The sequence below is a fragment of the Streptomyces sp. NBC_00425 genome, from assembly GCF_036030735.1.
In the GTDB taxonomy this organism is placed as follows: Bacteria; Actinomycetota; Actinomycetes; order Streptomycetales; family Streptomycetaceae; genus Streptomyces.
Window position 1 is genome coordinate 6767220 of record NZ_CP107928.1, and the last position, 25160, is coordinate 6792379.

Annotated in this window: 24 protein-coding genes; 14 read left to right on the forward strand and 10 right to left on the reverse strand. The window is 70.6% G+C overall.

Going from position 1 to position 25160, the window contains the following annotated elements:
* Positions 1-68 precede the first annotated feature (68 nt).
* Positions 69-1274, reverse strand: coding sequence for a PucR family transcriptional regulator (locus tag OHS82_RS29615; protein ID WP_057583007.1), 1206 nt, complete (start codon positions 1272-1274; stop codon positions 69-71).
* A 190-nt stretch (positions 1275-1464) separates the two neighbouring features.
* Between OHS82_RS29615 and OHS82_RS29620 the strand changes: the two genes are divergently transcribed.
* The gene (locus OHS82_RS29620) at positions 1465-2157 is read left to right on the forward strand and encodes a pirin family protein (protein WP_107105346.1); all 693 of its coding nucleotides are present in this window, start codon (positions 1465-1467) and stop codon (positions 2155-2157) included.
* On the opposite strand, the gene OHS82_RS29625 is transcribed toward OHS82_RS29620, so the two are convergent.
* Complete coding sequence (locus OHS82_RS29625; protein ID WP_057583012.1) at positions 2129-2944, reverse strand: serine hydrolase domain-containing protein; 816 nt, start codon at positions 2942-2944, stop codon at positions 2129-2131. The two genes, OHS82_RS29620 and OHS82_RS29625, sit on opposite strands and share 29 nt — an antisense overlap.
* Positions 2945-2977: 33 nt before the next feature.
* Positions 2978-3484: a GNAT family N-acetyltransferase gene (locus tag OHS82_RS29630; RefSeq protein WP_328434918.1), complete on the reverse strand. Its 507-nt coding sequence runs from the start codon at positions 3482-3484 to the stop codon at positions 2978-2980.
* Between the two features lie 96 nt (positions 3485-3580).
* Here OHS82_RS29630 and OHS82_RS29635 point away from each other — a divergent pair, with 96 nt between their 5' ends.
* Positions 3581-4069, forward strand: a complete 489-nt coding sequence (locus tag OHS82_RS29635) for a MerR family transcriptional regulator (protein WP_057583016.1) — start codon at positions 3581-3583, stop codon at positions 4067-4069.
* A complete protein-coding gene (locus tag OHS82_RS29640) occupies positions 4066-5082 on the forward strand; it encodes an aldo/keto reductase (RefSeq protein ID WP_328434919.1) in 1017 nt (338 codons plus the stop codon). Before OHS82_RS29635 ends, OHS82_RS29640 begins: the two co-directional genes overlap by 4 nt.
* On the opposite strand, the gene OHS82_RS29645 is transcribed toward OHS82_RS29640, so the two are convergent.
* The 3 genes from OHS82_RS29645 to OHS82_RS29655 all read right to left on the reverse strand — a co-directional run bounded on the left by OHS82_RS29645 (position 5083) and on the right by OHS82_RS29655 (position 7955).
* A complete protein-coding gene (locus OHS82_RS29645) occupies positions 5083-5934 on the reverse strand; it encodes a DUF4429 domain-containing protein (protein WP_057583021.1) in 852 nt (283 codons plus the stop codon).
* 58 nt (positions 5935-5992) lie between these two features.
* Entirely contained in the window at positions 5993-7210 is a 1218-nt protein-coding gene (locus OHS82_RS29650) for an alpha/beta hydrolase (protein WP_057583023.1), read from the reverse strand.
* A gap of 115 nt (positions 7211-7325) precedes the next feature.
* Positions 7326-7955: a TetR family transcriptional regulator gene (locus tag OHS82_RS29655; RefSeq protein WP_057583025.1), complete on the reverse strand. Its 630-nt coding sequence runs from the start codon at positions 7953-7955 to the stop codon at positions 7326-7328.
* A 66-nt stretch (positions 7956-8021) separates the two neighbouring features.
* Here OHS82_RS29655 and OHS82_RS29660 point away from each other — a divergent pair, with 66 nt between their 5' ends.
* Entirely contained in the window at positions 8022-9641 is a 1620-nt protein-coding gene (locus OHS82_RS29660; protein ID WP_057583027.1) for an MFS transporter, read from the forward strand.
* 233 nt (positions 9642-9874) lie between these two features.
* The gene (locus OHS82_RS29665; protein ID WP_057583029.1) at positions 9875-10216 is read left to right on the forward strand and encodes a hypothetical protein; all 342 of its coding nucleotides are present in this window, start codon (positions 9875-9877) and stop codon (positions 10214-10216) included.
* A 150-nt stretch (positions 10217-10366) separates the two neighbouring features.
* Here the strand turns inward: OHS82_RS29665 and OHS82_RS29670 are convergent, their stop codons facing one another.
* Positions 10367-11152 (reverse strand): potassium channel family protein, encoded by a 786-nt coding sequence (locus tag OHS82_RS29670; RefSeq protein ID WP_328434920.1) that lies wholly within the window; start codon positions 11150-11152, stop codon positions 10367-10369.
* 152 nt (positions 11153-11304) lie between these two features.
* Complete coding sequence (gene aceE / locus OHS82_RS29675; protein WP_328434921.1) at positions 11305-14052, reverse strand: pyruvate dehydrogenase (acetyl-transferring), homodimeric type; 2748 nt, start codon at positions 14050-14052, stop codon at positions 11305-11307.
* A 450-nt stretch (positions 14053-14502) separates the two neighbouring features.
* Between aceE and OHS82_RS29680 the strand changes: the two genes are divergently transcribed.
* From OHS82_RS29680 to OHS82_RS29705, 6 genes are all read left to right on the forward strand, one after another.
* Positions 14503-14940 (forward strand): DUF3052 domain-containing protein, encoded by a 438-nt coding sequence (locus tag OHS82_RS29680; RefSeq protein ID WP_057583034.1) that lies wholly within the window; start codon positions 14503-14505, stop codon positions 14938-14940.
* A 113-nt stretch (positions 14941-15053) separates the two neighbouring features.
* On the forward strand, positions 15054-15512 hold the full coding sequence (locus OHS82_RS29685) for a peroxiredoxin (protein WP_057583037.1): 459 nt from the start codon (positions 15054-15056) through the stop codon (positions 15510-15512).
* 113 nt (positions 15513-15625) lie between these two features.
* Positions 15626-16201, forward strand: coding sequence for a TerD family protein (locus tag OHS82_RS29690; RefSeq protein WP_057583419.1), 576 nt, complete (start codon positions 15626-15628; stop codon positions 16199-16201).
* A 143-nt stretch (positions 16202-16344) separates the two neighbouring features.
* The gene (locus OHS82_RS29695) at positions 16345-16920 is read left to right on the forward strand and encodes a TerD family protein (protein ID WP_057583039.1); all 576 of its coding nucleotides are present in this window, start codon (positions 16345-16347) and stop codon (positions 16918-16920) included.
* 181 nt (positions 16921-17101) lie between these two features.
* The gene (locus tag OHS82_RS29700; protein ID WP_057583041.1) at positions 17102-18250 is read left to right on the forward strand and encodes a DUF475 domain-containing protein; all 1149 of its coding nucleotides are present in this window, start codon (positions 17102-17104) and stop codon (positions 18248-18250) included.
* Between the two features lie 101 nt (positions 18251-18351).
* Complete coding sequence (locus OHS82_RS29705) at positions 18352-19089, forward strand: TerD family protein (RefSeq protein WP_057583043.1); 738 nt, start codon at positions 18352-18354, stop codon at positions 19087-19089.
* 93 nt (positions 19090-19182) lie between these two features.
* Here the strand turns inward: OHS82_RS29705 and OHS82_RS29710 are convergent, their stop codons facing one another.
* Positions 19183-19929 (reverse strand): TerD family protein, encoded by a 747-nt coding sequence (locus tag OHS82_RS29710; protein WP_328434922.1) that lies wholly within the window; start codon positions 19927-19929, stop codon positions 19183-19185.
* Between the two features lie 175 nt (positions 19930-20104).
* Between OHS82_RS29710 and OHS82_RS29715 the strand changes: the two genes are divergently transcribed.
* The 3 genes from OHS82_RS29715 to OHS82_RS29725 are packed head-to-tail and all read left to right on the forward strand — an operon-like array spanning position 20105 to position 24633.
* Entirely contained in the window at positions 20105-21271 is a 1167-nt protein-coding gene (locus OHS82_RS29715; protein WP_057583047.1) for an HpcH/HpaI aldolase/citrate lyase family protein, read from the forward strand.
* A 24-nt stretch (positions 21272-21295) separates the two neighbouring features.
* Positions 21296-23815 (forward strand): phosphoribosyltransferase, encoded by a 2520-nt coding sequence (locus OHS82_RS29720; RefSeq protein WP_328434923.1) that lies wholly within the window; start codon positions 21296-21298, stop codon positions 23813-23815.
* Positions 23815-24633, forward strand: coding sequence for a hypothetical protein (locus OHS82_RS29725; protein WP_057583051.1), 819 nt, complete (start codon positions 23815-23817; stop codon positions 24631-24633). The genes OHS82_RS29720 and OHS82_RS29725 overlap by 1 nt, the downstream gene beginning before the upstream one ends.
* Before the next feature lie 51 nt (positions 24634-24684).
* Here the strand turns inward: OHS82_RS29725 and OHS82_RS29730 are convergent, their stop codons facing one another.
* A complete protein-coding gene (locus OHS82_RS29730; RefSeq protein WP_079041556.1) occupies positions 24685-24903 on the reverse strand; it encodes an FmdB family zinc ribbon protein in 219 nt (72 codons plus the stop codon).
* Positions 24904-25160 lie beyond the last annotated feature (257 nt).

Here is a 25160-nt window from a genome sequence, read left to right on the forward strand (position 1 = left end):
CGGCCGAAGCCGCCCGTGGGGACAGGGACGAAGAACGGCAGGGGGTTTTGTGGACCCCCGACAAAAAGCTAGCTCTGAGGATCTCCATCGACCAGACGCCCCAGGATCAGCGCGATCCGGAGCGTGAACGCGGAGCGTACATCCGAAGGCGACCACCCGGTGACGTCAGTCACACGTCGAAGCCGGTAGCGCACGGTGTTCGGATGCACGAAGAGCATCCGGGCGGCCCCTTCGAGACTGGACGCCTGTTCGAGATAGACGGAGAGCGTCTCCAGGAGCGCCGACCCCGCCTCCTCCAGCGGTCTGTAGATCTCCTCCACCAACTGCTCGCGCGCGCCGGGATCGCCGGCGATCGCGCGCTCCGGGAGGAGATCGTCCGCCAGGACCGGCCGGGGTGCGTCCTGCCAGGCGGAACACGCCTTGAGCCCGGCCGCGGCGGCCTGTGCGGACCGGGTCGCGGCGAGCAGGTCGGGCACGACGGGCCCGGCCACCACCGGGCCGGCGGCGAACGGCCCGATGAGGGACTTGGCGACGGCCAGCGGGTTGTCGCTGCCGCCGGCGATCACCACCAGCCGGGAGCCGAGGACCCCGGTGAGCACCTGGAGCTTGGAGTGCCGCGAGGCCCGCCGGATGGCCTCCACGGTCAGTTCCGAGTCGCCGTCCGGGGCGGTGCCGAGGACGACGCACACGTGCTCCGGCGAGTTCCAGCCGAGCGCGGCGGCCCGGCTCACGGCCCCCTCGTCGGCCTCGCCGCTGAGGACGGCGTTCACGACGAGCGACTCGAGCCGGGCGTCCCAGGCGCCGCGGGCCTCGGCGGCCTGGGCGTAGACCTGTGCGGTGGCGAACGCGATCTCCCGGGCGTACACCAGCAGCGCCTCGCGCAGCACGTTCTCGTCACCGGGGGCCGCGACCTCGTCGATCGCGGACTCCATGACCTCGATGGTGGTGCGCACCATCTCCACCGTCTGGCGCAGCGTGATGGCCCGGGTCAGCTCGCGCGGCGCCGTGCCGAAGACATCCGTGGAGATGGCCTGCGGGGCGTCCGGATGCCGGAACCACTCGGTGAAGGCGGCGATGCCCGCCTGGGCGACCAGCCCGATCCAGGAACGGTTCTCCGGTGGCATCGCCCGGTACCACGGCAGTGTCTCGTCCATCCTCGCGATGGCCTGGGCGGCGAGGCTCCCGGAGGACTTCACCAGCCGCTTCAGCGTCGCGGGGTGGGAGTGGACGGCGTGCGCCGCGGGTTCGGGATGACTGGTTTCGGGTTCGGGCACGGGACAAGACTGCCTCATCGGGGCGGCGGCGTGTGCCGCCGGGTCGCAGGTGGGGACGTCCTGTCGCGGCCGGACGGTCCGCCCCCGACCCGCTTCCGGCCCGCTTCCGATCGGCTCCCGGACCTTTCCCCCGCGCGCCCGTCGCGGCCCGGCCCCTACGGCCCGCCGACGGGTCTACCGTGGTCGCGTGATGGACGTACGGCGCGCCGACGAGCGCTTTCGGGGCGGGGACCGGTCGGCCGGGATCGACACCCGGCACGCCTTCTCCTTCGGCCCCCACTACGACCCCGACAACCTCCGCTTCGGCGCGCTGATCGCCTGCAACGAGGAACGCCTCGCGCCCGGCGCCGGCTTCGACGAGCATCCCCACAGCCACACCGAGATCGTGACCTGGGTGATCGAGGGGGAGCTGACCCACCGCGACTCGGCCGGCCACGAGACGCGGGTCCGCGCCGGAGACGTGCAGCGGCTCAGCTCCGCGGCCGGCGTACGCCACGTGGAACGCAACGACGCCGACGTCCCGCTGGCCTTCGTGCAGATGTGGCTGGCCCCGCTGGTGGCCGGCGGCGACCCGTCCTACGACATCGTCCGCGGCATCGCCGACGCCACCCCGTACGCCGTCCCCGAGTCCGGCGCGATGCTGCACGTGCGGCGCCTCGGCGCGGGGGAGCGGACGGCCGTCCCGGACGCGGAGCACGTCTACGTGCACGTCGTGCGCGGCGAGGTGCGGCTGGACGGCGAGAAGCTGGGACCGGGCGACGCGGCCCGCGTCACGGACGCCGAGGACCTCGAGGCCGTGGGGCTGAGCAGCGCCGAGCTGCTGGTCTGGGAGATGGCCCGCCCGCCCGCGGCGACTACACCTCGGCCAGCACCGCGTCCGTGAACGGCGGCCAGGCCTCGACGGCCCACGGTCCGAAGGCGCGGTCGGTGAGCGCGACGGCCGCGACGCCCGCCTCGGGGTCCACCCACAGGAACGTGCCGGACTGGCCGAAGTGCCCGAACGTGCGCGGCGACGACGAACCACCCGTCCAGTGCGGCGACTTGGAGTCGCGGATCTCGAAGCCGAGCCCCCAGTCGTTGGGGTTCTGGTGCCCGTACCCCGGCAGGACGCCCTTCGTCCCCGGGTACTGCACGGTCATCGCCGCCGCCACCGTCCGCGGATCCAGCAGCCGCGGCGACTGCAGCTCGGCCGCGAACCGCAGCAGGTCCGTGACGGTCGACACGCCGTCCTTGGCCGGCGAGCCCTCCAGGGAGGTCTGCGTCATCCCCAGCGGCTCCAGCACCGCCTGCCGCAGGTACTCCGCGAACGGGATGTCCGCCGCCTTCGCGATGTGGTCGCCGAGCTGCTCGAAACCGGCGTTGGAGTACAGCCGCCGCTCACCCGGGGCCGCGGTCGTGCGGTGCTCGTCGAAGGCCAGCCCGGAGGTGTGCGCGAGCAGATGACGCACCGTGGAACCGGCCGGTCCCGCGGGCTCGTCCAGCTCCACCGCGCCCTCCTCGTACGCGACGAGGGCGGCGTACGCGGTGAGCGGCTTGGTGACCGAGGCCAGCGGGAAGCGCCGGCCGACCGGGCCGTGGGTCCCGAGGACCGTGCCGTCGGCCCGGACGACGCCTGCCGAGGCGGAGGGAACCGGCCAGTTGTCGATCAACGCGAGACTCTTCAGCGACATGCCGACGAGCCTATGCCGTCCGCTCCGCGCGGCTCACAGCAGCAGCTCCATCAAGGGGTCCGGCTTGGGGCGGAAGCCGAGCGACGCGTACAGCGGCGCGGCGTCGGCGGACGCGGTGAGGTGGACCTGTGCGGCTCCCCGCGCCCGGAACCACGCCAGCAGCTCGTCCATGCACGCGCGTGCGTACCCGCGTCGGCGGGCGTCCGGATCGGTGGCGACGGAGAAGACGAAGCCGATGGTCCCGTGCGGGTTCAGGGACCGGCCGATCCGGTACTCGATGGTCCCCACGACCAGCGCGGCCAGCGCCCCGGGCCGCTCCGGGTGCTCCACGACGAAGGCCGCGAAGTCCCCGTCCGGATCGGCCAGTCGCGCCCGCAGCGTGGGCAGCGACTCGGCGTGCCAGTCCACGGACCCGCCGGCCGACCCGCCCGCCGGGCCCCCGGGGGACACGTCGCCCGGGGACACCGAGTCGATCATCACCTGGCGCAGCCGCAGCACTTCCGCGGCGTCCTCGGGCAGGGCACGGCGTACGAGACTCATGCCCGCACGCTAACCGGCGCGATCTCACCGCGTCGCCCGGATTTCTTACCGGTTTCGCTTGCTTGGAGCGCACTCCAAGGCCATAGCGTGGTGGCCATGACGGTGTTGCAGACCACGCCCGTGACCATCGAGCAAACCCCGAGCCCCGCAGACGTCTGCTCCGCGCCACCCCCGCGGCACCCGCGCCCCGACGGACAGGACAGCTACACGATCAGCGAGGTCGTGGCCTTCACCGGGCTCACGGCCCACACCCTGCGCTGGTACGAGCGGATCGGGCTGATGTCCCACATCGACCGCTCGCACACCGGCCAGCGTCGCTACAGCAACCGCGACCTGGACTGGCTGGACCTCGTCGGCAAGCTGCGGCTGACCGGCATGCCGGTCGCCGACATGGTGCGGTACGCCGAGCTGGTGCGCGAGGGCGAGAGCACGTTCGGCGAGCGGCACGAGCTTCTCGAGGCGACCCGGCGGGACGTCCGGGCCCGGATCGCCGAACTCCAGGACACGCTGGCCGTGCTCGACCGGAAGATCATGTTCTACGCGGACGCCACCCGCGTCCCCGAAGGCGAAAGGACCGCCCGATGACCGACCGCAGGATACCGACGGCACCACTCGGCGAGCACGGCCCCGAGGTCGGCGTCCAGGGGCTCGGTTGCATGGGGATGAGCTTCGCGTACGGCCCCCGGGACGCCGACGCGTCCCGGGCCACCCTGGAGCGCGCCCTCGAACTCGGCGTCACGCTCTACGACACGGCGGACGCGTACGGCGCGGGCGAGAACGAGCGGTTCCTCTCCCCGTTCTTCAAGGCGCACCGCGACGAGGTCGTGATCGCGACGAAGTTCGCCCTGTCGATCCCGCCGGACGACCCGACCCGGCGCGTCATCCGCAACGACGCCCCCTACATCCGCGAGGCCGTCGAAGCGAGCCTGCGGCGCCTGGACGTCGACGTCATCGACCTCTACTACATGCACCGACGCGATGTGAGCGTGCCGATCGAGGACACCGTCGGCGTGATGGCCGAGCTGGTGCGCGAGGGCAAGGTGAAGCAGCTCGGTCTGAGCGAGGTGACCGCCGCCGAGCTGCGGACCGCGCACGGCGTGCACCCCATCGCCGCCGTCCAGTCGGAGTGGTCGCTGTTCAGCCGCGACATCGAGGCGCAGGTCGTGCCGGCGGCCCGCGAGCTCGGCGTGACGCTGGTGCCGTACTCGCCGCTCGGCCGGGGGTTCCTCACGGGCTCCTTCGCCGACGCCGCGAAGGACCTGACCGACGGCGACTTCCGCCGCCGCCAGCCCCGCTACCAAGGTGCGAACGCGGCCGCCAACGCCGCGCTCCTGGAGCCGATCCGCGAGGTGGCCGAGGCCCACTTCGTGACACCGGCGCAGATCGCCCTGGCCTGGGTCCAGCAGCGGTCCCGGGTGCACGGCCTGCCGGTCGTCCCCATCCCGGGCACCTGCAGGCCGGGCCGGGTCGAGGAGAACACGGCGGCGACCGCCGTCGAGCTGACGGGGCGGGAACTGGAGCTGCTGGAGCCGATCGCGGGCAAGGTGGCCGGCGACCGCTACGCGGACATGTCGTTCGCGTCCGCCGGCCGCGAGTGATCACAGCTCCGACAGCAGCTCCGCCTTCTTCACGGAGAACTCCTCGTCGGTGACCAGTCCGGCGCGGTGCAGCTCCCCGAGGTGACGGATGCGTTCGGCGATGTCGGAGGGATCGCGACGGGGGACCGTGGCCGGCACCATGGCCGCGGGCCCCCGGTTGCGCACGGCCGCCAGGACCGCTGCCGCGAACGGCAGCGACTCGTGGACCGGCCCGTAGCCGAGTCCGAAGACGACCGTCGCCGGGTCCTGGTCGGCCGGCTCCGTGGTGGGCTCGCCGCGCAGCAGCCGCAGATGCCCTTCGAACAGCTCCGGCGAGCGCCACTCCACCCCGGTCAGCTCGGACAGGGCGAAACTCTGGTCGCCGGCCTTCCACTTCGCCGACGACGCGCCCGTCCAGAACCATCGGAAGCGCACCGTGCGCCCGTCGAACGAGGCCTTGCCGTCGTACGCCTTGAACGACAGCGGCCCCTCGGGGGCGTCCACCAGGAAGCGGTCCGCGGGACCGGACCCGGTCAGCCTCGCCCGCAGTTCGTCTGCGTAGTACTCGGCGAGCGTCTCCCGTTCGGCGGGCAGCACCAGCCGGTACGGATCGCACCCTTCCTTCAGCTGCCCCGCGGCCGCCTCCATCAGCGGATCGGCGCCGGGCCGCGGCTCCGCACGCAGCACGACCGTCCCCCGTCGTCCCGGGGTCAGCGTCACCCGGGCGATGGCCGCCGTCGGAATCCGGCGCTCTCCCAGCGCCGACAGCAGCTTGGGCGTGCGCAGCCCTCGTTCGTGACGGATGAGGACGGAGTCGGAATCGAACTCCCAGGCGGCATGAAATCCGGCCAGTACGTCACCCATGCGGCTCATCGTATGCGGGACACCCATTCTTCGTCCCCTCCCCGCGCGCACCGCAATTCCTGCGTCTCTACGCGCGTCCGGCCTTCGGCGTGTCGGACAAATCCGTCGTGCAGTCGTCATCGTCGTGGGCGCACTCCACCGAGCCGTACGCGCCGGTGCCGATCTCGGCGAAATTGCGCAGGCTGTCGGTCCCCGGTTCGAAGTAGCCGCCGTGACCCTTGGCCTCCCGTGCCGACAGCACCCGCGCGCCGAACTCCCGCGCCATAGGGTCCTCGCCGTGCCCGAGGCCGCCGACCTCCAGGTGCGGCACGTCCTGGATCCAGTCGTCGGCGTCCCGCATCGCCCACACCCGGGCGTCGGTGCCCAGTTCGGCGGCGTTCTCCACGCGCATCCCGGGGCTGCCCGCCACCGCGATGTCGGTCACCCGCTCGGGCATCGTGTGTGCGGCGACCCCGCAGACCACGGAGCCGTAGCTGTGGCAGAACATCGCCACGGGCGCGCTGCCCGGCAGCGCGTCGACGAGGGCGTTGAGCCGGACGGCGCCGTTCACGGCGCGCATCGCGGTGGCCGAGTCGATGCCCAGTCCGTCGGGGGAGGTGTAGTCGGCCCAGGCGATCACGGCCGTGCGCGTCGAGGGGCTCGCCTCGCGCTCTTGCGCGTACAGCGCCTGGGCCATGCCGACCGGCGCCGAGTACTTGCGGTTGGTGCGCTGGAAGGTGAGCAGGTCGGTGTCGACGCCGGGGACGACGATCGAGATCCGGTCCGCCTCGTCGAGGCCGCCGAACACCTCGGCGGCCCGGCCCGAGCCCTCCGGGTCGAAGGCGAGGATCTGCCGGCCGGGGGCGCTCAGCGCCTCGTAGCGGTGCATCCGGCGTTCGGCCAACTGCTGCCCGGCGGGCGAGAGTCGGCTGTCGTGCGTCCGGGTCCGCTCGATCGCCGCCTGCCGCAGCAGCGCGAGGCGGTTGGCGCGATAGCGCAGCCGGGTGGGGGCGCCGTTCATGTTGCCGACGGTGAGCGCGTACTCCTGCGTGAGCGCGGTGCGCTGCGCCGCGGTGAGCGAGGAGAAGAAGCGGGCGAGCCGCGCGGGGCCGGAGTCGAGGTCCGGCAGCGCACGGCCGGCGAGCCGGCCGTGCTCCCATGCGGAACGCGAGGTGTGCAGGGCGCTGGCGTCCCGTTGCTGGCGGACGGCGGTCCAACCGGTGGTCGCCAGCATCACGAACACCACGGCCAGAGTGGCGAGGGTGCGCCAGACGCCGAGTTGCGGGGAGGTGTCGAAGGAAGTCACTGAAAGGACACACTAGGAGAACGAGACGGTCTCGAGTGACCCAAGTGACCGGGATCACGTTTCGTTGGGCGTGGGAATGGTCATATAGACCCTCAGGCCTTGCGCCCGGGGGCGTTCAGGCCGTGCGCCAGTCCCCCAGCAGTGCGGGTCCCACCCCGTCGAGGTACTCCGCCGTCAGTGCGCGGATCCCCTCCAGGCTGAAGTCGTCGCCGGTGGACCACTGTCGCTCCGTCACCCGCATCACGCCGCTGAACACGGCGACCGCCAGCCGGGGCCGGGGATCGGCGTCCACGTCGAGCCCCTCGCGTTCGGCGATCACCCCGGCGAGGTCCTCCTCGACCTCCGTGGACCGCCGTAGATGCGCGGCGAGCAGCACCGGCGTCGACTCGATCACCCGGTACATGCGCAGGTACTGCTCCACCGGCGCGACCGACTCCACGACCTCGTTGATCGAGTGCCAGCCGTCCAGCACGGCCTGCCGCAGCGCCTCCAACGGCGGTTCGTGCGGCGGGCGTTCGCGCACCGCCTCCACGAACCGGTCCACCGTCATCTCCACCAGGGCGAGCGCGGCCTCCTCCTTGCCGGCGAAGTACCGGAAGAAGGTGCGCTGCGAGACGTCGACCGCCTCGGCGATCTGGTCGACGGTCGTCTCGTCGTACCCCTGGGAGGTGAACAGCTCTACGGCGGTCCGCAGCAGCGCGTCCCGGGTGCGCTGTTTCTTGCGTTCGCGCAGTGTCGTCGCCATAAGTGTCAGTTACCGACTTGTGAACTCGTTTGTCAATTGTCAGTGGCTGTCACTAGCCTCGAACGCATGACCAGTCAGACCACCATCGACTCGACGGGTCCGGGAGGCAAGGCGCCGACGGACCGGTCGGACGGACCGCCCGCCAAGGGGCTGCGCGGCCACCCGTGGCTCACCCTCGTCACCGTCGCCGTCGGCGTCATGATGGTGGCCCTCGACGGCACCATCGTGGCCATCGCCAACCCGGCCATCGCCAGTGACCTGGGCGCCACGTTCGCCGAGGTGCAGTGGATCACCAACGCCTACTTCCTCGCCCTCGCGGTCTCCCTGATCACCGCGGGCAAGCTCGGCGACCGCTTCGGCCACCGCCAGACGTTCCTGATAGGCGTGGTCGGCTTCGCCGCCGCCTCCGGCGCGATCGGCCTGTCCGGCAGCATCGGCGCGGTCGTCGCCTTCCGGGCGCTCCAAGGCGTGTTCGGCGCCCTGCTCATGCCGGCCGCGCTCGGCCTGCTGCGCGCGACCTTCCCGGCCGAGAAGCTCAACATGGCCATCGGCCTGTGGGGCATGGTCATCGGCGCCTCCACCGCCGGCGGTCCGATCCTCGGCGGCGTCCTCGTCGAGCACGTCAACTGGCAGTCGGTGTTCTTCATCAACGTGCCGGTCGGCGCCCTCGCCCTGGTGCTGGGCGTGCTGATCCTGCTCGACCACCGCGCGGAGAACGCCCCGCGATCCTTCGACGTCCCCGGCATCGCCCTGCTCTCCGGCGCGATGTTCTGCCTCGTCTGGGCCCTGATCAAGGCTCCGGCCTGGGGCTGGGGCGACGGGAGGACATGGGCGTTCGTGCTCGGTTCCGCCGTGCTCTTCGCGGCCTTCGCCGTGTGGGAGTCGAAGGTGCGGGAGCCGCTGATCCCGCTGGCGCTGTTCCGGTCGGTCCCGCTGTCGGCGGGCGTGGTCCTCATGGTGCTGATGGCGATCGCCTTCATGGGCGGTCTGTTCTTCGTGACGTTCTACCTCCAGAACGTGCACGGCATGAGCCCCATCGACGCGGGCCTGCACCTGCTTCCGCTGACCGGCATGATGATCGTCGGCTCCCCGGTCGCGGGCGTGCTGATCACCAAGCTCGGCCCGCGCATCCCGCTGGCCGGCGGCATGGCGGCCACCGCGATCGCCATGTACGGCATGTCCACGCTGGAGACGGACACCGGCAGCGGTGTCATGTCCGTGTGGTTCGCGCTGCTGGGCTTCGGCCTGGCCCCCGTCATGGTCGGCGCGACCGAGGTCATCGTCGGCAACGCCCCGATGGAGCTGTCGGGCGTGGCGGGCGGTCTCCAGCAGGCCGCCATGCAGATCGGCGGCAGCCTCGGCACGGCCGTGCTGGGCGCCGTGATGGCCTCCAAGGTGGACGGCGACCTGCCGGCCAACTGGAAGGACGCGGGCCTGCCCGAGCTCACCCCCGCGCAGCTGGAGCAGGCCTCGGAGGCGGTCCAGGTCGGCGTGGCGCCGGTGGCCAAGGGCACCCCCGAGGCGGTCGCCGCGAAGATCGCGGACGTCGCCCACGACACGTTCATCTCCGGTATGAGCCTGGCCTCGCTGGTCGCGGCCGGGGTGGCGGTCGTCGCCGTCTTCGTCGCGCTGCTCACCAAGCGCGGCGAGAACGCGGAGGCGGGCGCGGGCGTCGGTCACATCTGACGGGATTTCGGCGACTTTTCCCCTATCAGGGTGACAGCGCTAAAGGCTTCTCGCCTTCGGCACGCGTCACAGGTCACAGTGGGTCAAGCCCTCCGGATGGCAGGGCCTGCCAGGGCTGTGGCGCGCTGTCGGAGGGGGACAGCGCGCCGACCGCCCGGCGGCCGCAGGGCATGGACCGCGTTTCACGGGTTACCCGATTCATCGAAACATCCCCGGAATCCAGGGAGTTGACGATGGCCGGATTCGGAAACGGCGCCCGCAGGTACCCCCGCTCGCCTGGCCGCACCAGGTCAGGATGGGGGTCCCCCCGGTCGAGCGAAGCCGAGACTGGGGGAGGGCCGGACAGTGCGACGCTCGGCATCATCGGCCTCGTCTGCGCGGTCGCCGGATTCTTCGCGCTGGGGATCGTCCTCGGCCCCGCGGCGATCGTCTGCGGCTGGCTGGCCATGGGCCGCAGCTGGGCGGGCCCCCGCCCGGTACCGGCCCTGGTCGCGGTCGTCCTCGGCGCGATCGACACCCTGCTGGCCCTCGTCTGGCTGGCGGGAGCTGCGGGCACGGGCAACGGGCTGCTCTGACCCCGGCCTGCGGCCCGGCCCGATTCCCGGCCCCGCGCCGATCTCCGGCCCGCCCCGGCCTGCGGTCCCTGCCCTGCGACCGTCGAGCGGTCGCCGTGGCGACCGTCTCCGGGGCGGCTCCCGGCCGACGGGGCGGCTTTCGGCTCCGGGCTAGTGGGGCGGGTGGCCGGCGGTCAGGGGCGGGGCCTTCCGGGCGCCGTCCCGCAGTGCCGCGACCTCGCTCCGCAGCGCCCTCACCTCCTCCGTCAACGCCAGGATAGCCTCCGTCTGCGCGCGTTCCTCGACGTCGTCCTTCTCGAAGCGCTCGATGAACCACGCGGCGATGTTCGCGGTGACCACACCCAGCAGAGCGATCCCGGAGAGCATCAGTCCGACGGCGATGATCCGCCCCAGGCCGGTGGTCGGCGAGTGGTCGCCGTATCCCACGGTCGTCATCGTGGTGAACGACCACCACAGCGCGTCACCCAGTGTCCGGATGTTCCCGCCCGGCGACTCGCGCTCGACCGACAGCACCGCGAGCGATCCGAACATCAGCAGTCCGACGACCGCGCCCACGACATAGGTCGTCATCCGGATCTGCGAGGCCATCCGGGCCCGCCGGCCCACCAGCAGCAGCGTCGAGACCAGCCGCAGCAGCCGCAACGGCTGGAGCAGCGGCAGCACGACCGCGCACAGGTCCAGCCAGTGCGTGCGGACGAACCGCCGTCGCCCGGTCGTCAGCGCCAGCCGGATCAGATAGTCCGCGGCGAACGTCCCCCACACCGTCCACTCCACCGCGGTGCACACCACCGTCGTCGAGCGGCCGGCCGAGGTGTCCACGATCGGCACCGCGTAGGCGACGGCGTACATCACGGCGAGGGCCAGCAAGGGCCGTTGCGTCCACTGCTCCCACCGGTCCTGCCGGTCCCACCGGGGCTGCGCCGTTCCTTCGTGCATGGTCGCATCGTAAAGAACGGGTAAGGGCGGTGAAGCCCGAAGGGCGGTGGAGCCCGAAGACTCCACCGCCCTTCGTCCGCTCACGTCGTGCTCAGGTCGTGCTCACGTCGTGCTCGGGTCGTGCTCGACGTCGTGCTCGGGTCGTGCGGGGGCTACGCGTCGCCCCCGGCGGCCCCCGGATCCGCCGCGGAGACGTCCAGCAGCTGGTACCGGTCGATGGCCTGCTTCAGCAGCGACCGGTCGACCTTGCCCTCCCGTGCCAGCTCGGTCAGCACCGCCACCACCACCGACTCGGCGTCGATGTGGAAGAAGCGGCGCGCCGCCCCGCGGGTGTCGGCGAAGCCGAAGCCGTCCGCGCCCAGCGACTGGTAGGTGCCCGGCACCCAGCGGGCGATCTGGTCCGGCACCGACCGCATCCAGTCCGAGACGGCCACGAACGGCCCTTCGGCCCCGGAGAGCTTGCGCGTCACGTACGGCACCTGCTGCTCCTCCTCGGGGTGCAGCAGGTTGTGCCGCTCGACCTCGACGGCTTCGCGCCGCAGCTCGTTCCATGAGGTCGCGGACCAGACGTCGGCCTTGACGTTCCAGTCCTCGGCGAGGATCTTCTGCGCCTGGACCGCCCACGGGACGGCCACCCCGGACGCGATGATCTGCGCCGGGATCGACCCCGAGGTGCCCTCGCTGAAGCGGTGGATGCCCTTGAGGATGCCCTCGGCGTCCACGTTCGCCGGCTCGGCGGGGTGCTGGATGGGCTCGTTGTAGACGGTGAGGTAGTAGAAGACGTCCTCGCCGTGCGGGTGCTCGGCCGAGCTGCCGTACATCCGGCGGAGCCCGTCCTGCACGATGTGCGCGATCTCGAAACCGTAGGCCGGGTCGTAGGCGACGCAGCCCGGGTTGGTCGAGGCGAGCAGCTGCGAGTGGCCGTCCGCGTGCTGGAGTCCCTCACCGGTCAGGGTCGTACGCCCGGCGGTCGCCCCCAGGACGAAACCGCGCGCCAACTGGTCCGCCATCTGCCAGAACTGGTCGCCGGTGCGCTGGAAACCGAACATCGAGTAGAAGACGTAGACCGGGATGAGCGGCTCGCCGTGTGTGGCGTAGGCCGATCCCGCCGCGATCAGGGAGGCCGTGCAGCCCGCCTCGGAGATGCCGTCGTGCAGCATCTGACCCGTCGGCGACTCCTTGTACGCCAGCAGCAGCTCGCGGTCGACCGACTCGTACTGCTGGCCGAGCGGGTTGTAGATCTTCGCACTCGGGAAGAACGAGTCCATGCCGAAGGTGCGGTACTCGTCCGGCGCGATCAGCACGAACCGCTTGCCGAGCTCCTTGTCCCGCATGAGGTCCTTGAGGAGCCGCACAAAGGCCATGGTCGTCGCGATGGACTGCTGACCCGAGCCCTTCTTCACGCTCGCGTACGTCTTGTCGTCCGGCAGCGCGAGCGGCTTCGAGCGCACCACGCGGGTCGGGACGTAGCCGCCGCAGCTCTTGCGGCGGTCGTGCATGTACTGGATCTCCTCCGAGTTCCGGCCGGGGTGGAAGTACGGCGGCACGCCGCCTTCCAGCTCCTTGTCGGAGATCGGCAGGTGCAGCCGGTCGCGGAAGCCCTTCAGGTCGGCGACCGTCAGCTTCTTCATCTGGTGCGTGGCGTTGCGGCCCTCGAAGTTCGGGCCCAGCGTCCAGCCCTTGACCGTCTTGGCGAGGATGACCGTCGGCTGACCGGTGTGCTCCACGGCCGCCTTGAACGCCGCGTAGATCTTCCGGTGGTCGTGACCGCCGCGGCCCAGGTGCAGGATCTGGTCGTCGGTCATGCCCTCGACCATCGCGCGCAGCCGGTGGTCGTCGCCGAAGAAGTGGTCCCGGATGTAGGAGCCGGACTCGGTGGCGTACGTCTGGAACTGACCGTCCGGCGTGGTGTTCATCCGGTTGACGAGGGTGCCGTCGCGGTCCTGGGCGAGCAGCGGGTCCCACGACCGGTCCCAGATCAGCTTGATCACGTTCCAGCCGGCGCCCCGGAAGACCGACTCCAGCTCCTGGATGACCTTGCCGTTGCCGCGCACCGGCCCGTCGAGCCGCTGGAGGTTGCAGTTGACCACGAAGGTCAGGTTGTCCAGGCCCTCACGTGCGGCGATCGTCAGCTGGCCGAGCGACTCCGGCTCGTCCATCTCGCCGTCCCCGAGGAACGCCCACACGCGCGACTTCGACGTGTCGGCGATCCCGCGCGCGTGCATGTAGCGGTTCATCCGCGCCTGGTAGATCGCGCCGATCGGGCCGAGGCCCATCGACACCGTCGGGAACTCCCAGAAGTCTGGCATCAGACGCGGGTGCGGATACGAGGACAGCCCGTGCGGCGCCTTCGACTTCTCCTGGCGGAAACCGTCGAGGTTGTCCTCGCTGAGCCGGTCGAGCAGGAACGCGCGCGCGTAGATGCCCGGCGAGGCGTGGCCCTGGAAGAAGACCTGGTCGCCGCCGTCGCCCTCGTCCTTGCCGCGGAAGAAGTGGTTGAAGCCGACGTCGTAGAGGGACGCCGAGGAGGCGAAGGTGGCGATGTGGCCGCCCACGCCGATGCCCGGCCGCTGGGCTCTGGACACCATCACGGCCGCGTTCCAGCGGGTCGCGTTGAGGATCTTGCGCTCGATCTCCTCGTTGCCCGGGAAGAACGGCTCGGCCCTGGTGGGGATGGTGTTGACGTAGTCCGTGCTGCGCATCTCGGGCACGGCCACGCGCTTCTCGCGCGCTCGCTCGATCAGGCGCAGCATGAGATAGCGGGCCCGCTCCCGGCCGCGCTCGTCGATCGCGGCGTCGAGGGAGTCGAGCCACTCCTGGGTTTCCTCGGGATCGAAGTCAGGAACCTGACTCGGAAGGCCGCCAATGATGATCGGGTTGCGATCGGATCCGGAAGCCACGCTGTTCCTTACCTGTCAGAGGGGCTGTGTGGGGCTGGGTGGGGTTTTATGGGTCTCGCTCGGGGTCTCCCGGGCGTCACGCGGATGGCTCCGCCTGGCTCCCGGGCGCCTGCACCGCCCCATCGTCTACCTAGGCGCCGCAAACGTCATCTCTACCCCTAGGTAACAGCAGCCCGTTCGCATCTCGTACCCTTGGATGGTTCTCAAATGCGCAAACAGGGCAGATAGGTGTGGTGTACGTCACCATTCGTCCGCATCGTGTGCCTGGGGTTGCGTCGAGACGGCCAGGATCGTCACCGTTTCGGCGGTCCGAACCGCCGGGTACTTGCGCGATCCGTCCCGTCCGTGTGGACTACGGCCAATGCCTCGCGCACGCGCGTGGCTGAGATTCCCCCCAGCCCTGGACGGGTCCGGGGGAACCCCATCCGAATCAAGATCAGGAGGCAACCCGTGAGCGCGACCGCGGACCACGCGGAGGAGCGGACCAGCCCTGCCGTCAGGCTGGGTTTCCAGCCCGAGCAGGTGGTCCAGGAGATCGGCTACGACGACGACGTCGACCAGGAGCTCCGCGAGTCCATCGAGGAAGTCATCGGCAGCGATCTGGTGGACGAGGACTACGACGACGTCGCCGACGCCGTGGTGCTCTGGTTCCGCGACGATGACGGAGACCTGACGGATGCGCTGGTGGACGCCACCACGTACATCGAGGAAGGCGGGTCGATCCTCCTCCTGACGCCGAAGACCGGCCGTACGGGATACGTGGAGCCGAGCGACATCTCCGAAGCCGCGACGACTGCGGGTCTGTCGGCCAGCAAGAGCGTCAGCGTCGGCAAGGACTGGAGCGGCAGCCGGCTGGTGACGCCCAAGGCGGCCAAGTCCAAGAAGTGATGTGACGTGCGGACGGGCCGGGCTCACGCCTTCGGCCCGTCCGTCGGCTTTCGGCGGCCGCTGCGTAGGGTGGGTCTCACCCAGACAGCCCCACCCGAAGGGACATCCAGGCGATGGCGATCCAGGTCGGCGACAAGGCCCCCGACTTCGAGCTCAAGGACAACCACGGCCGGGCCGTGAGGCTCTCCGACTTCCGGGGCGACAAGAACGTCGTCCTGCTCTTCTACCCCTTCGCCTTCACCGGTGTGTGCACCGGGGAACTGTGCGAGGTGCGCGACCACCTGCCGCAGTTCGCCGACCGCGACACCCAGGTGCTCGCCGTGTCCAACGACTCGATCCACACCCTGCGCGTCTTCGCCGAGCAGGAGGGCCTGGAGTACCCGCTGCTGAGCGACTTCTGGCCGCACGGCGAGGTGTCCCGTGCCTACGGCGTCTTCGCCGAGGACAAGGGCTGCGCGGTGCGCGGCACCTTCGTCATCGACAAGGAGGGCGTCGTGCGCTGGACGGTCGTCAACGCCCTGCCGGACGCCCGCGACCTCGGCGAGTACGTCAAGGCGCTCGACACCCTGTGATTCTTCGGCCCCAGGGCCTGCGTGCTTCGGGAACCCGTCACTAGGATCGACACGTTGATCCGATATCCGACGCATCACGGGGCTCCCCGCCCCAGAAACCAATGGAGGAGTTCGTGGGAGTCAGCCTCAGCAAGGGCGGCAACGTATCGCTGACCAAGGAGGCCCCGGGCCTGACCGCGGTCATCGTCGGTCTGGGGTGGGACGTCCGCACCACGACCGGCACCGACTTCGACCTGGACGCCAGTGCGCTGCTGGTGAACAACGCCGGCAAGGTCGCCAGCGACGCCAACTTCGTCTTCTTCAACAACCTGAAGAGCCCCGACGGCTCGGTCGAGCACACCGGTGACAACACCACCGGTGAGGGCGAGGGCGACGACGAGGCGATCAAGGTCAACCTCGCCACGGTCCCGGCCGACGTCGACAAGATCGTCTTCCCGGTGTCGATCTACGACGCGGAGAACCGCCAGCAGTCCTTCGGCCAGGTCCGCAACGCGTTCATCCGCGTCGTGAACCAGGCCGGCGGCGCCGAGATCGCCCGCTACGACCTCAGCGAGGACGCGAGCACGGAGACCGCGATGGTCTTCGGCGAGCTGTACCGGCACGGCGCGGAGTGGAAGTTCCGTGCCATCGGCCAGGGGTACGCCTCGGGTCTGCGCGGCATCGCGCAGGACTTCGGCGTCAACGTCTGAGACACCCGCACAACCCGAGTCACCCGATCGTCCGACCCCAGGCGCCGCACCGTTCGCGGGCGGCGCCTGGGGGTCCCCCTTTGGGGGGAGTGCAGGACAACCGAAGAGACTGCCTGAGCACGACCTAGGGGAGGACCAGCAATATGGGCGTCACGCTCGCCAAGGGGGGCAACGTCTCCCTGTCCAAGGCCGCGCCGAACCTCACTCAGGTGATGGTCGGACTCGGCTGGGACGCGCGCTCCACCACCGGAGCCGCCTTCGACCTGGACGCCAGCGCCCTGCTGTGCACCGGCGGGCGGGTCATGGGGGACGAGTGGTTCGTCTTCTACAACCAGCTCCAGAGCCCGGACGGCTCGGTGGAGCACACCGGCGACAACCTGACCGGCGAGGGCGAGGGCGACGACGAGTCGCTGATCGTGAACCTCCTCAAGGTGCCGCCGCAGTGCGACAAGATCGTCTTCCCGGTCTCCATCCACATGGCCGATGAGCGGGGCCAGACCTTCGGTCAGGTCTCCAACGCGTTCATCCGCGTCGTCAACCAGGCCGACGGCCAGGAGCTCGCCCGATACGACCTCAGCGAGGACGCCGGCACGGAGACCGCGATGATCTTCGGCGAGCTGTACCGGTACCAGGGCGAATGGAAGTTCAGGGCCGTGGGACAGGGGTACGCGTCGGGTCTGCGGGGCATCGCGCTCGACTTCGGGGTGAACGTCTCCTAGGTCCCGTATGCCGCACGGAGGCCGGCTACCGATCGGTACGGGGCCCGCCCGCCCCATACGGAGCAGTCGACCCTTAGACTTCGCAGCTGGAAGTCAACGTTTCGTAAAGCCGAGTACGGCGCGGGGGAAACCCGCCCTCAGATCCGTCTGGGGGGACCCCCAACACAGGATTGGGTAGCCAGTGCTTCTGAAAACTTTCGGCTGGTCGTTCGCGATCACCGCGCTCGGCCTCGTCGCAGCGGCCTTCTACGGGGGGTGGGAGGCGCTCGGCATCGTGGCGATCCTCTGCATCCTGGAGATCTCGCTGTCGTTCGACAACGCGGTGGTCAACGCCGGGATCCTGAAGAAGATGAGTGCCTTCTGGCAGAAGATCTTCCTCACCGTCGGCGTGCTGATCGCGGTCTTCGGCATGCGGCTGGTCTTCCCCGTCGTCATCGTCGCCATCAGCGCCAAGATCGGTCCGATCGACGCGGTCGACCTCGCGCTCAACGACAAGGACCAGTACCAGCAGCTCGTCACCGACGCCCACCCGTCGATCGCCGCGTTCGGTGGCATGTTCCTGCTGATGATCTTCCTGGACTTCATCTTCGAGGACCGGGACATCCAGTGGCTGCGCTGGATCGAGCGCCCGCTCGCCAAGCTCGGCAAGGTCGACATGCTGTCGGTCTGCATCGCGCTGATCGTCCTGCTGATCACGTCCTTCACCTTCGCCACCCACGCCCACCAGCACGGCGGGGCGCACGTCGACAAGGCGGAGACGGTCCTGATCTCCGGCATCGCCGGCCTGATCACGTACATGGTCGTCGGCGGTCTCTCCGGCTACTTCGAGGACAAGCTCGAGGAAGAGGAGGAGCGGGAGCACGAGGAGGAGGAAGAGGCCGCGCGCACCGGCAAGAAGCGTTCGCCGGTCGTCCTCGCCGGCCAGGCAGCGTTCTTCATGTTCCTCTACCTCGAGGTCCTGGACGCGTCCTTCTCCTTCGACGGCGTGATCGGCGCCTTCGCCATCACCAACGACATCGTCCTGATGGCCCTCGGCCTCGGCGTCGGCGCCATGTACGTCCGGTCCCTCACCGTGTACCTGGTCCGCCAGGGCACCCTCGACGACTACGTCTACCTGGAGCACGGCGCCCACTACGCGATCGGCGCTCTCGCCGTGATCCTCATGGTCACCATCCAGTACCAGATCAACGAGGTCATCACCGGCCTCGTCGGCGTGGTCCTGATCGCCTGGTCGTTCTGGTCCTCCGTGCGCCGCAACAAGGCGCTGGCAGCGGCAGAGGGAAAAGCCCAGGGCTCGGACGAGAAGACTGAGGTCTCGTCCGGGGTGTGATCACCTTCTGCGGGAGGAACGCTCTGAGCGGGGCGGCCGGTGAGGAAACTGTCCTCCACGGCCGCCCCGCCGGTTTTCATCATGGGACGTGGGGGCGGGGAATGGGCATCTTCGACGGGCTCCTGGGCAGCCGCGCGACCGACTTCGACTCGGGCAACGCGGCCACGAACGCGATAGAGCTGACCAAACGGCACAGCCAGGTCTCCCTCACCAAGCAGGGGGCCGCCACCGGCAACCTGCGCGTCAACCTGGCCTGGCGGATGCGGACGTCCGACATCGGCGGCCCCCAGCGGGAGAGCCTGCTGCGCCACCCCTTCAAGGCGCTGCGGCCGCCGGAGGTCGTCGGGCACAGCCAGAGCATGGTCAACGTCGACCTCGACCTCGGCTGTCTGTACGAGCTGGCCGACGGGACGAAGGGCGTCGTGCAGCCGCTCGGCGGACTGCTCGGGGACGTGAACGCGGCGCCGTACGTCAAGCTCAGCGGCGACGACCGGTTCGGGTCGGCGTCCGGCGAGACGATGTACGTCAACCTCGACCACCGCGACGAGATCAAGCGGCTGCTCGTCTTCGTGTACATCTACGACCAGACGCCGGCCTTCGACCGCACCCACGCGATCGTCACGCTGTACCCGAGCAACGGGCCGCGGATCGAGATCGGCCTCGACGAGCGGCACCCCCAGGCCCGCTCCTGCGCGGTGGTGATGATCGAGAACGTCAAGGGCGAGCTGATGGTGCGACGCGAGGTGCGGTTCGTCTACGGCTTCCAGGCGGAGCTGGACCGGCTGTACGGGTGGGGGCTGCAGTGGGGGCGCGGCTACAAGACCAAGGCCGAGCGGTAGGGGACGGCCCCCGGGGGACCACCCGGAGCCTTCGGCCGCTCGGCCTCCTCGGCGACCTGGGCGCCCTCGGCGTCCTCGGCGTCCTCGGCGTCCTCAGCGTCCGACGAACTGCGGTCCCTGCGGCGGCAGCCGGAACGAGCCGTCCGGGTAGCCGTAGCCGTAGGTCGGCAGGCTGGCCGGGTAGCCGTAGGCGGGCGGCTGCGGGGAAACGGCCGACGTGGGCCGCTCCGGCGGCAGCGGCTGCGACAGGCCGGCCGTCTGCGGAGCCGGCGTGGCGGCCTCCGGGGCGTCGGCCTCCTCGGACTCGTCGACCGAGATGCCGAAGTCGGTGGCCAGCCCCTTGAGGCCGTTGGAGTAGCCCTCGCCCAGCGCGCGGAACTTCCAGCCGTCGCCGCGCCGGTACAGCTCGCCGCAGATCAGGGCCGTCTCCTGGCCCGTCTCGGGGCGGATGTCGAAGGTGGCCAGCGGCTCGCCGTCGGTCGTCGCGTCGTACAGCGCGATGGTGAGGGAACGTACGTGGTCGAACGTGACGCCGTCCGCCGAAGCGGTCAGGAGAATACGGCCGACGCCGGACTCGACACCGGACAGATCGGTCTGGATCGTGTCGGTGAGGCCCTCGGCGACCCGCTTCTTGCCGAGCCGCCACACCTTCCCGGAGGGGTGCCGGGGCTGGTTGTAGAAGACGAAGTCCTCGTCGGAGCGCACACGGCCGTCGAGACCGAGGAGCAGCGCGGAGGCATCGACGTCCGGGACCCCCTGCCCGGGGGTCCAGCGCAGCACGGCGCGCACCGTGGTGGCTTTCAGCGGGACGTTCGACCCCTTCAGCATCGCGTGCGTCATGCGGTCATCCTGCCTTCTCGGGCCTGCTCACGACAACGCGGGGTACTCGGCGACCTACATGGCCGAGTTACCTGAAATTCATGCCCTGGGGGAACCTGGGACATGGATACCTACGTACTATTACCGGCCACCTCTTGCCGAATCCATGCCATACCTTGCACCACGGGGGAGATTCATGCGTCATTTCGGGCACCTCGCCCCTGAGGTGCGACAGCGCCTGTTCCACCGGGAGCCGTGCGTCTTCGACCCGGACTCGCCGGCCAGGCTGCTCTCCGCGGCCCTGGGCGCCACGCTCTACAGCCCGGCCACCCGGCCCCGGCTGGCGGACGACGTCGTCAAGCAGACCGGGCGCGGCGTGGTGTCGATGGTGCTGTGCCTGGAGGACTCCATCGGCGACGAGGACGTCGCGGCCGGCGAGGAGAACCTCGTCCGGCAGTTCGCCGACCTCGCGGACCGGTCGGGCGTGGAGCTCCCCCTGCTCTTCATCCGGGTGCGCACGCCCGAGCAGATCCCCGACCTGGTCCGGCGTCTCGGCGGCACCGCGCGGCTGCTCAGCGGATTCGTGTTCCCGAAGTTCACCGAGGAGCGGGGCATCCCCTTCCTCGAGGCGCTGGCCGGTGCGGAGGCGGCGAGCGGGCGACGCCTGTTCGGCATGCCCGTGCTGGAGACGCCGGAGCTGATGTACCGCGAGTCGCGGGTGGACGCCCTGGAGGGCATCGCCCGCGCCGTCGACAAGTACCGCAGCCGGGTCCTCGCTCTGCGCCTCGGCGTGACCGACTTCTGCTCCGCGTACGGACTGCGCCGGGCGCCCGACATGACGGCCTACGACGTCCAGATCGTCGCCTCCGTGATCGCCGACGTGGTGAACATGCTGGGGCGGGCCGACGGCAGCGGGTTCACGGTGACCGGGCCGGTGTGGGAGTACTTCAGGGTCCCCGAGCGCATGTTCAAGCCGATGCTGCGGCACAGCCCCTTCCTGGAGGGGCAGGCCGTGGAGCTGCGCGAGAGACTGATCGAGCACGCGATGGACGGTCTGCTGCGCGAGATCTCCCTCGACCAGGCCAACGGCCTGCTGGGCAAGACCTGCATCCACCCCTCGCACGTGCCGGCCGTGCACGCGCTGTCCGTGGTCAGTCACGAGGAGTACAGCGACGCGGCGGACATCCTGCGGCCGGAACGCGGCGGTGGGGGTGTACTGCGGTCGCAGTACACGAACAAGATGAACGAGGTGAAGCCGCACCGCGCCTGGGCCGAGCGCACCATGCTGCGCGCGGAGGTCTTCGGCGTCGCGCACGAGGACGTCAGCTTCGTCGACCTGCTCGCAGCCGGCATCCCCGGCTGAACACACCTCACGATCTAGGGACGCATGAGAAACGCAGTGAACAACGGGGTCTGGTCCGGGACCTGGGTCGCCGAGCGGCTCGGACTGGAACTGGTGGGCGACGACGCGCTGCCGCAGATGCTGGGGCTGGCCCTGCGCCGCAACCCCAAGCGGGCGCATCTGCTCGTCTCCCACGTCCTCGGCAAGCACGTCCCGCAGTCCCCGGCGGTCGTCCACGGACACGGCCTCGCTCTCGGCCGCCGCGTGCGGGAGCTGCTCGGCCCCGAGGAGGCGGCGAAGGCGGTCGTCCTCGGCTACGCGGAGACGGCCACCGGACTCGGCCACTGCGTCGCCGACGGCGTCGGCGTCGCCGCGTACCTGCACTCCACCCGGCGTCCGGTCCCGGGCGTCGCGACGGCGGGCGGCTTCGAGGAGTCCCACTCCCACGCCACCTCCCACCTGCTCCTGCCGGAGGACCCGACGCTGCTGGTCGGCGACGGTCCGCTGGTGCTGGTGGACGATGAGTTCTCCACCGGCAACACGGTGCTGAACACGATCCGGGACCTGCACGGGCGCTATCCGCGGGACCGGTACGTCGTCGTCGCCCTCGTCGACATGCGCTCGGCGGCCGACGCGGGCCGCCTCGACGACTTCGCCCGCGAGATCGGCGCCCGGGTGGACCTGGTCGCCACCGCCTCGGGCACGGTCCGACTCCCGGAGGGGGTGCTGGAGAAGGGACAGGCCCTGGTCGCCCGGCACGAGACCGGGACTGGGACCGCCGCGAACGGTGAGCGGTCGGCCGTCTCGGAGGCGCACCCGGCAGACGACCGCACCGGGCAGACGCGCGCCCGCGGCCACCTCGCCCGCGTGGACCTGCACTGGCCGCGCGGCCTGCCGGACGGCGGCCGGCACGGGTTCACCCCGGCACACCGGGAACGGCTGGAGGCCGCCCTCCCCGCCATGACGGCCCGCCTGGCCGAGGCGATACCCGGCGACGCCCGGAGCGTCCTCGTCCTCGGCTTCGAGGAGCTGATGTACACCCCGCTGCGGCTGGCGCGGGAGCTGGCCGAGGCCGTGCCCGCAGAGGTGCGCTACTCGACCACCACCCGCTCGCCGGTCCTCGCGGTCGACGACCCCGGCTACGCGATACGCAGCCGGATCGTTTTCCCCGCCCACGACGAGCCCGCCGACGGCCCCGGCGAGCGCTATGCCTATAACGTCGCAGGCGGCGGCTTCGACGCCGTCGTCGCCGTCGTGGACTCGGTGGCGGACACCCCGCCGCTGCACGCCCCGGACGGTCTACTGTCCCGCCTCGCCGCGCACACCCCGCACGTCGTCCTCGCGGTCGTCCCCTCGTACGTCCCCGAGCCGCTGTACGCAGCCGCACTGCCCGAAAAGAGACCCTTGATGCTGCCCGAGCCCCTTCGCGGCCCCGCCTTCTCGTCGTACGCGCCCGAGGAGGTCGGCTGGCTGCTCCAGGACCTCTCGGACGTGACGCTGGAGGCGCCGACCGAGGAGCGGGAGGAGGCCATCCAGAGCGGCGGCGCGCACTACGCCGAGTCGCTGCCCGTCGAGTACCAGCCCAGCGAGCACTACCAGGAGCTCTTCCACGCGGCGCTGGAGACCTCGGCGGCGCGGATCGCACAGGCCGTGGGCGTGGTCACGGAGACCGTGATCGCCGAACGGTCCCCGCGGCCCGTCCTCGTCTCGCTGGCCCGCGCCGGTACCCCGGTCGGCGTGCTGATGCGCCGCTGGGCGCAGTTCCGGCACGGTCTCGACCTGCCGCACTACGCGGTGTCGATCGTGCGCGGCCGGGGCATCGACGCCAACGCGCTGCGCTGGCTCGCGGCCCACCACGACCCGCGGGACGTCGTGTTCGTCGACGGCTGGACCGGAAAGGGCGCGATCACCCGGGAACTGGCCGCGGCGATCGAGGAGTTCGAGGCGGGCGGCGGTGCGGCCGGCTTCGACCCGGAGATCGCGGTGCTGGCCGACCCGGGCTCCTGCGTGCGGACGTACGGCACCCGGGAGGACTTCCTCATCCCGTCCGCCTGCCTCAACTCGACCGTCTCGGGGCTGATCTCACGGACCGTCCTGCGCGCCGACCTGGTCGGGCCGGACGACTTCCACGGCGCGAAGTTCTACCGCGAACTCGCCGGCGTGGACGTCTCGACGGACTTCCTGGACGCCGTGGCCGCCCGTTTCCCCGAGGTCGCGGACGCCGTCGGCGGCGCGGTGAAGGAGCTGCTCGCCGGTGACCGCACGCCGAGCTGGGAAGGCTGGGCGGCGGTCGAGCGGATCAGCGAGGAGTACGGCATCCACGACGTGAACCTGGTCAAGCCGGGCGTCGGCGAGACCACCCGGGTGCTGCTGCGCCGGGTGCCGTGGAAGATCCTTGCGCGGGCCGGGGCGGGCGCCGACCTGGACCACGTACGGCTGCTCGCCGGACAGCGAGGGGTGCCCGTCGAGGAGGTCGGCGACCTGCCCTACACCTGCGTGGGGCTGATCCACCCGCAGTTCACCCGCGGCGCGACCGGCGCCGACGGCAAGGCGGTGACGGTCTGATGCCGGTTCTGGTGGCGAGCGACCTCGACCGTACGCTCATCTACTCGGCGGCCGCCCTGGCGCTGACCATGCCGGACGCGCGGGCGCCGCGGCTGCTGTGCGTGGAGGTGCACGAGGCGAGACCGCTGTCGTTCATGACCGAGACGGCGGCGCAGCTGCTCACCGACCTCGGGGACGCGGCGCTGTTCATGCCGACGACCACCCGGACGCGCAAGCAGTACCAGCGCATCAACCTCCCCGGGCCTCCGCCGAAGTACGCGGTCTGCGCCAACGGCGGCCATCTCCTCGTCGACGGGGCGACCGACCACGACTGGCACGCACGCGTGCTCGCGCGGCTGGCCGACGAGTGCGCGCCGCTCGCGGAGGTGCAGGAGTACCTGGCGAAGACGGCGGACCCGCTCTGGCTGCGCAAGCAGCGGGTCGCCGAGGACCTGTTCGCCTACCTCGTCGTGGAGCGCGAGCTGCTGCCCGAGGAGTGGGTGAAGGAGCTGGCGGCCTGGGCGGAGAACCGCGGCTGGACCGTGTCGCTCCAGGGCCGGAAGATCTACGCCGTGCCGAAGCCGCTCACCAAGAGCGCGGCCGTACGTGAGGTGGCCCGCCGTACCGGCGCCGAGCTGACGCTCGCGGCGGGCGACTCGCTGCTCGACGCCGACCTGCTGCTGGCCGCGGACCGCGGCTGGCGTCCGGGCCACGGCGAGCTGGCCGACGCGGCCTGGGCGGCCCCGCAGATCACCGCCCTGCCGGAGCGTGGTGTGCTGGCCGGGGAGCGCATTCTGCGGGAGTTCCTCAGGGACTGCCGCGGAACCCGGCCCGCGTAAAGGACTGCCGCGAAGGAAGCCCGCGGAAAGGGTTTCCCTCGGTAACAGCGTTCAGGAGCAGCAGCCCCCGCCGCAGCAACCGCCCCCGCCCCCGCCGCCCGCTTGTGGCGCGGGGGCGGACTTCGTTCCGCCGACGGCCACCGTGGACAGAAGTTTGACCGTATCGTCGTGCCCGGCGGGGCAGTCCGCGGGGTCGGCGGACTGTGCCATCGGGCGGCTCAGTTCGAAGGTGTCGCCGCAGGTCCGGCAGCGGTATTCGTAGCGAGGCATGCGGTCAGACTAAGCCCCTATGCTCGGAGAAGGTGTCAGCAGTTTTCGCTCTGTTCACTTCTGTCACTTTCTTATGTGGAGAACTTGCGAAGAGCGCTGGTAATTTGAGAGCGCCGCGCTGAACCCCGAGGTCGAAGGGTTCACTGTTTGCGGCCGCGTCAACGGCAACCATGTCAGGCCCTCGTAAGTCTGTACGTCTGCCTGCGAGCAATACGGAGTGCGGGAGGGAGACGGGTCGTGACCCAGGCGGGGCAGGG

Coding starts and splice junctions, on each gene's coding strand:
- OHS82_RS29620 (WP_107105346.1), top strand. CDS start 1,465: ATGGACGTACGGCGCGCCGACGAGCGCTTTCGGGGCGGGGACCGGTCG.
- OHS82_RS29625 (WP_057583012.1), bottom strand. CDS start 2,944: ATGTCGCTGAAGAGTCTCGCGTTGATCGACAACTGGCCGGTTCCCTCC.
- OHS82_RS29630 (WP_328434918.1), bottom strand. CDS start 3,484: ATGAGTCTCGTACGCCGTGCCCTGCCCGAGGACGCCGCGGAAGTGCTG.
- OHS82_RS29635 (WP_057583016.1), top strand. CDS start 3,581: ATGACGGTGTTGCAGACCACGCCCGTGACCATCGAGCAAACCCCGAGC.
- OHS82_RS29640 (WP_328434919.1), top strand. CDS start 4,066: ATGACCGACCGCAGGATACCGACGGCACCACTCGGCGAGCACGGCCCC.
- OHS82_RS29645 (WP_057583021.1), bottom strand. CDS start 5,934: ATGAGCCGCATGGGTGACGTACTGGCCGGATTTCATGCCGCCTGGGAG.
- OHS82_RS29655 (WP_057583025.1), bottom strand. CDS start 7,955: ATGGCGACGACACTGCGCGAACGCAAGAAACAGCGCACCCGGGACGCG.
- OHS82_RS29660 (WP_057583027.1), top strand. CDS start 8,022: ATGACCAGTCAGACCACCATCGACTCGACGGGTCCGGGAGGCAAGGCG.
- OHS82_RS29665 (WP_057583029.1), top strand. CDS start 9,875: ATGGCCGGATTCGGAAACGGCGCCCGCAGGTACCCCCGCTCGCCTGGC.
- OHS82_RS29670 (WP_328434920.1), bottom strand. CDS start 11,152: ATGCACGAAGGAACGGCGCAGCCCCGGTGGGACCGGCAGGACCGGTGG.
- OHS82_RS29685 (WP_057583037.1), top strand. CDS start 15,054: ATGGCGATCCAGGTCGGCGACAAGGCCCCCGACTTCGAGCTCAAGGAC.
- OHS82_RS29695 (WP_057583039.1), top strand. CDS start 16,345: ATGGGCGTCACGCTCGCCAAGGGGGGCAACGTCTCCCTGTCCAAGGCC.
- OHS82_RS29705 (WP_057583043.1), top strand. CDS start 18,352: ATGGGCATCTTCGACGGGCTCCTGGGCAGCCGCGCGACCGACTTCGAC.
- OHS82_RS29710 (WP_328434922.1), bottom strand. CDS start 19,929: ATGACGCACGCGATGCTGAAGGGGTCGAACGTCCCGCTGAAAGCCACC.
- OHS82_RS29715 (WP_057583047.1), top strand. CDS start 20,105: ATGCGTCATTTCGGGCACCTCGCCCCTGAGGTGCGACAGCGCCTGTTC.
- OHS82_RS29720 (WP_328434923.1), top strand. CDS start 21,296: ATGAGAAACGCAGTGAACAACGGGGTCTGGTCCGGGACCTGGGTCGCC.
- OHS82_RS29725 (WP_057583051.1), top strand. CDS start 23,815: ATGCCGGTTCTGGTGGCGAGCGACCTCGACCGTACGCTCATCTACTCG.
- OHS82_RS29730 (WP_079041556.1), bottom strand. CDS start 24,903: ATGCCTCGCTACGAATACCGCTGCCGGACCTGCGGCGACACCTTCGAA.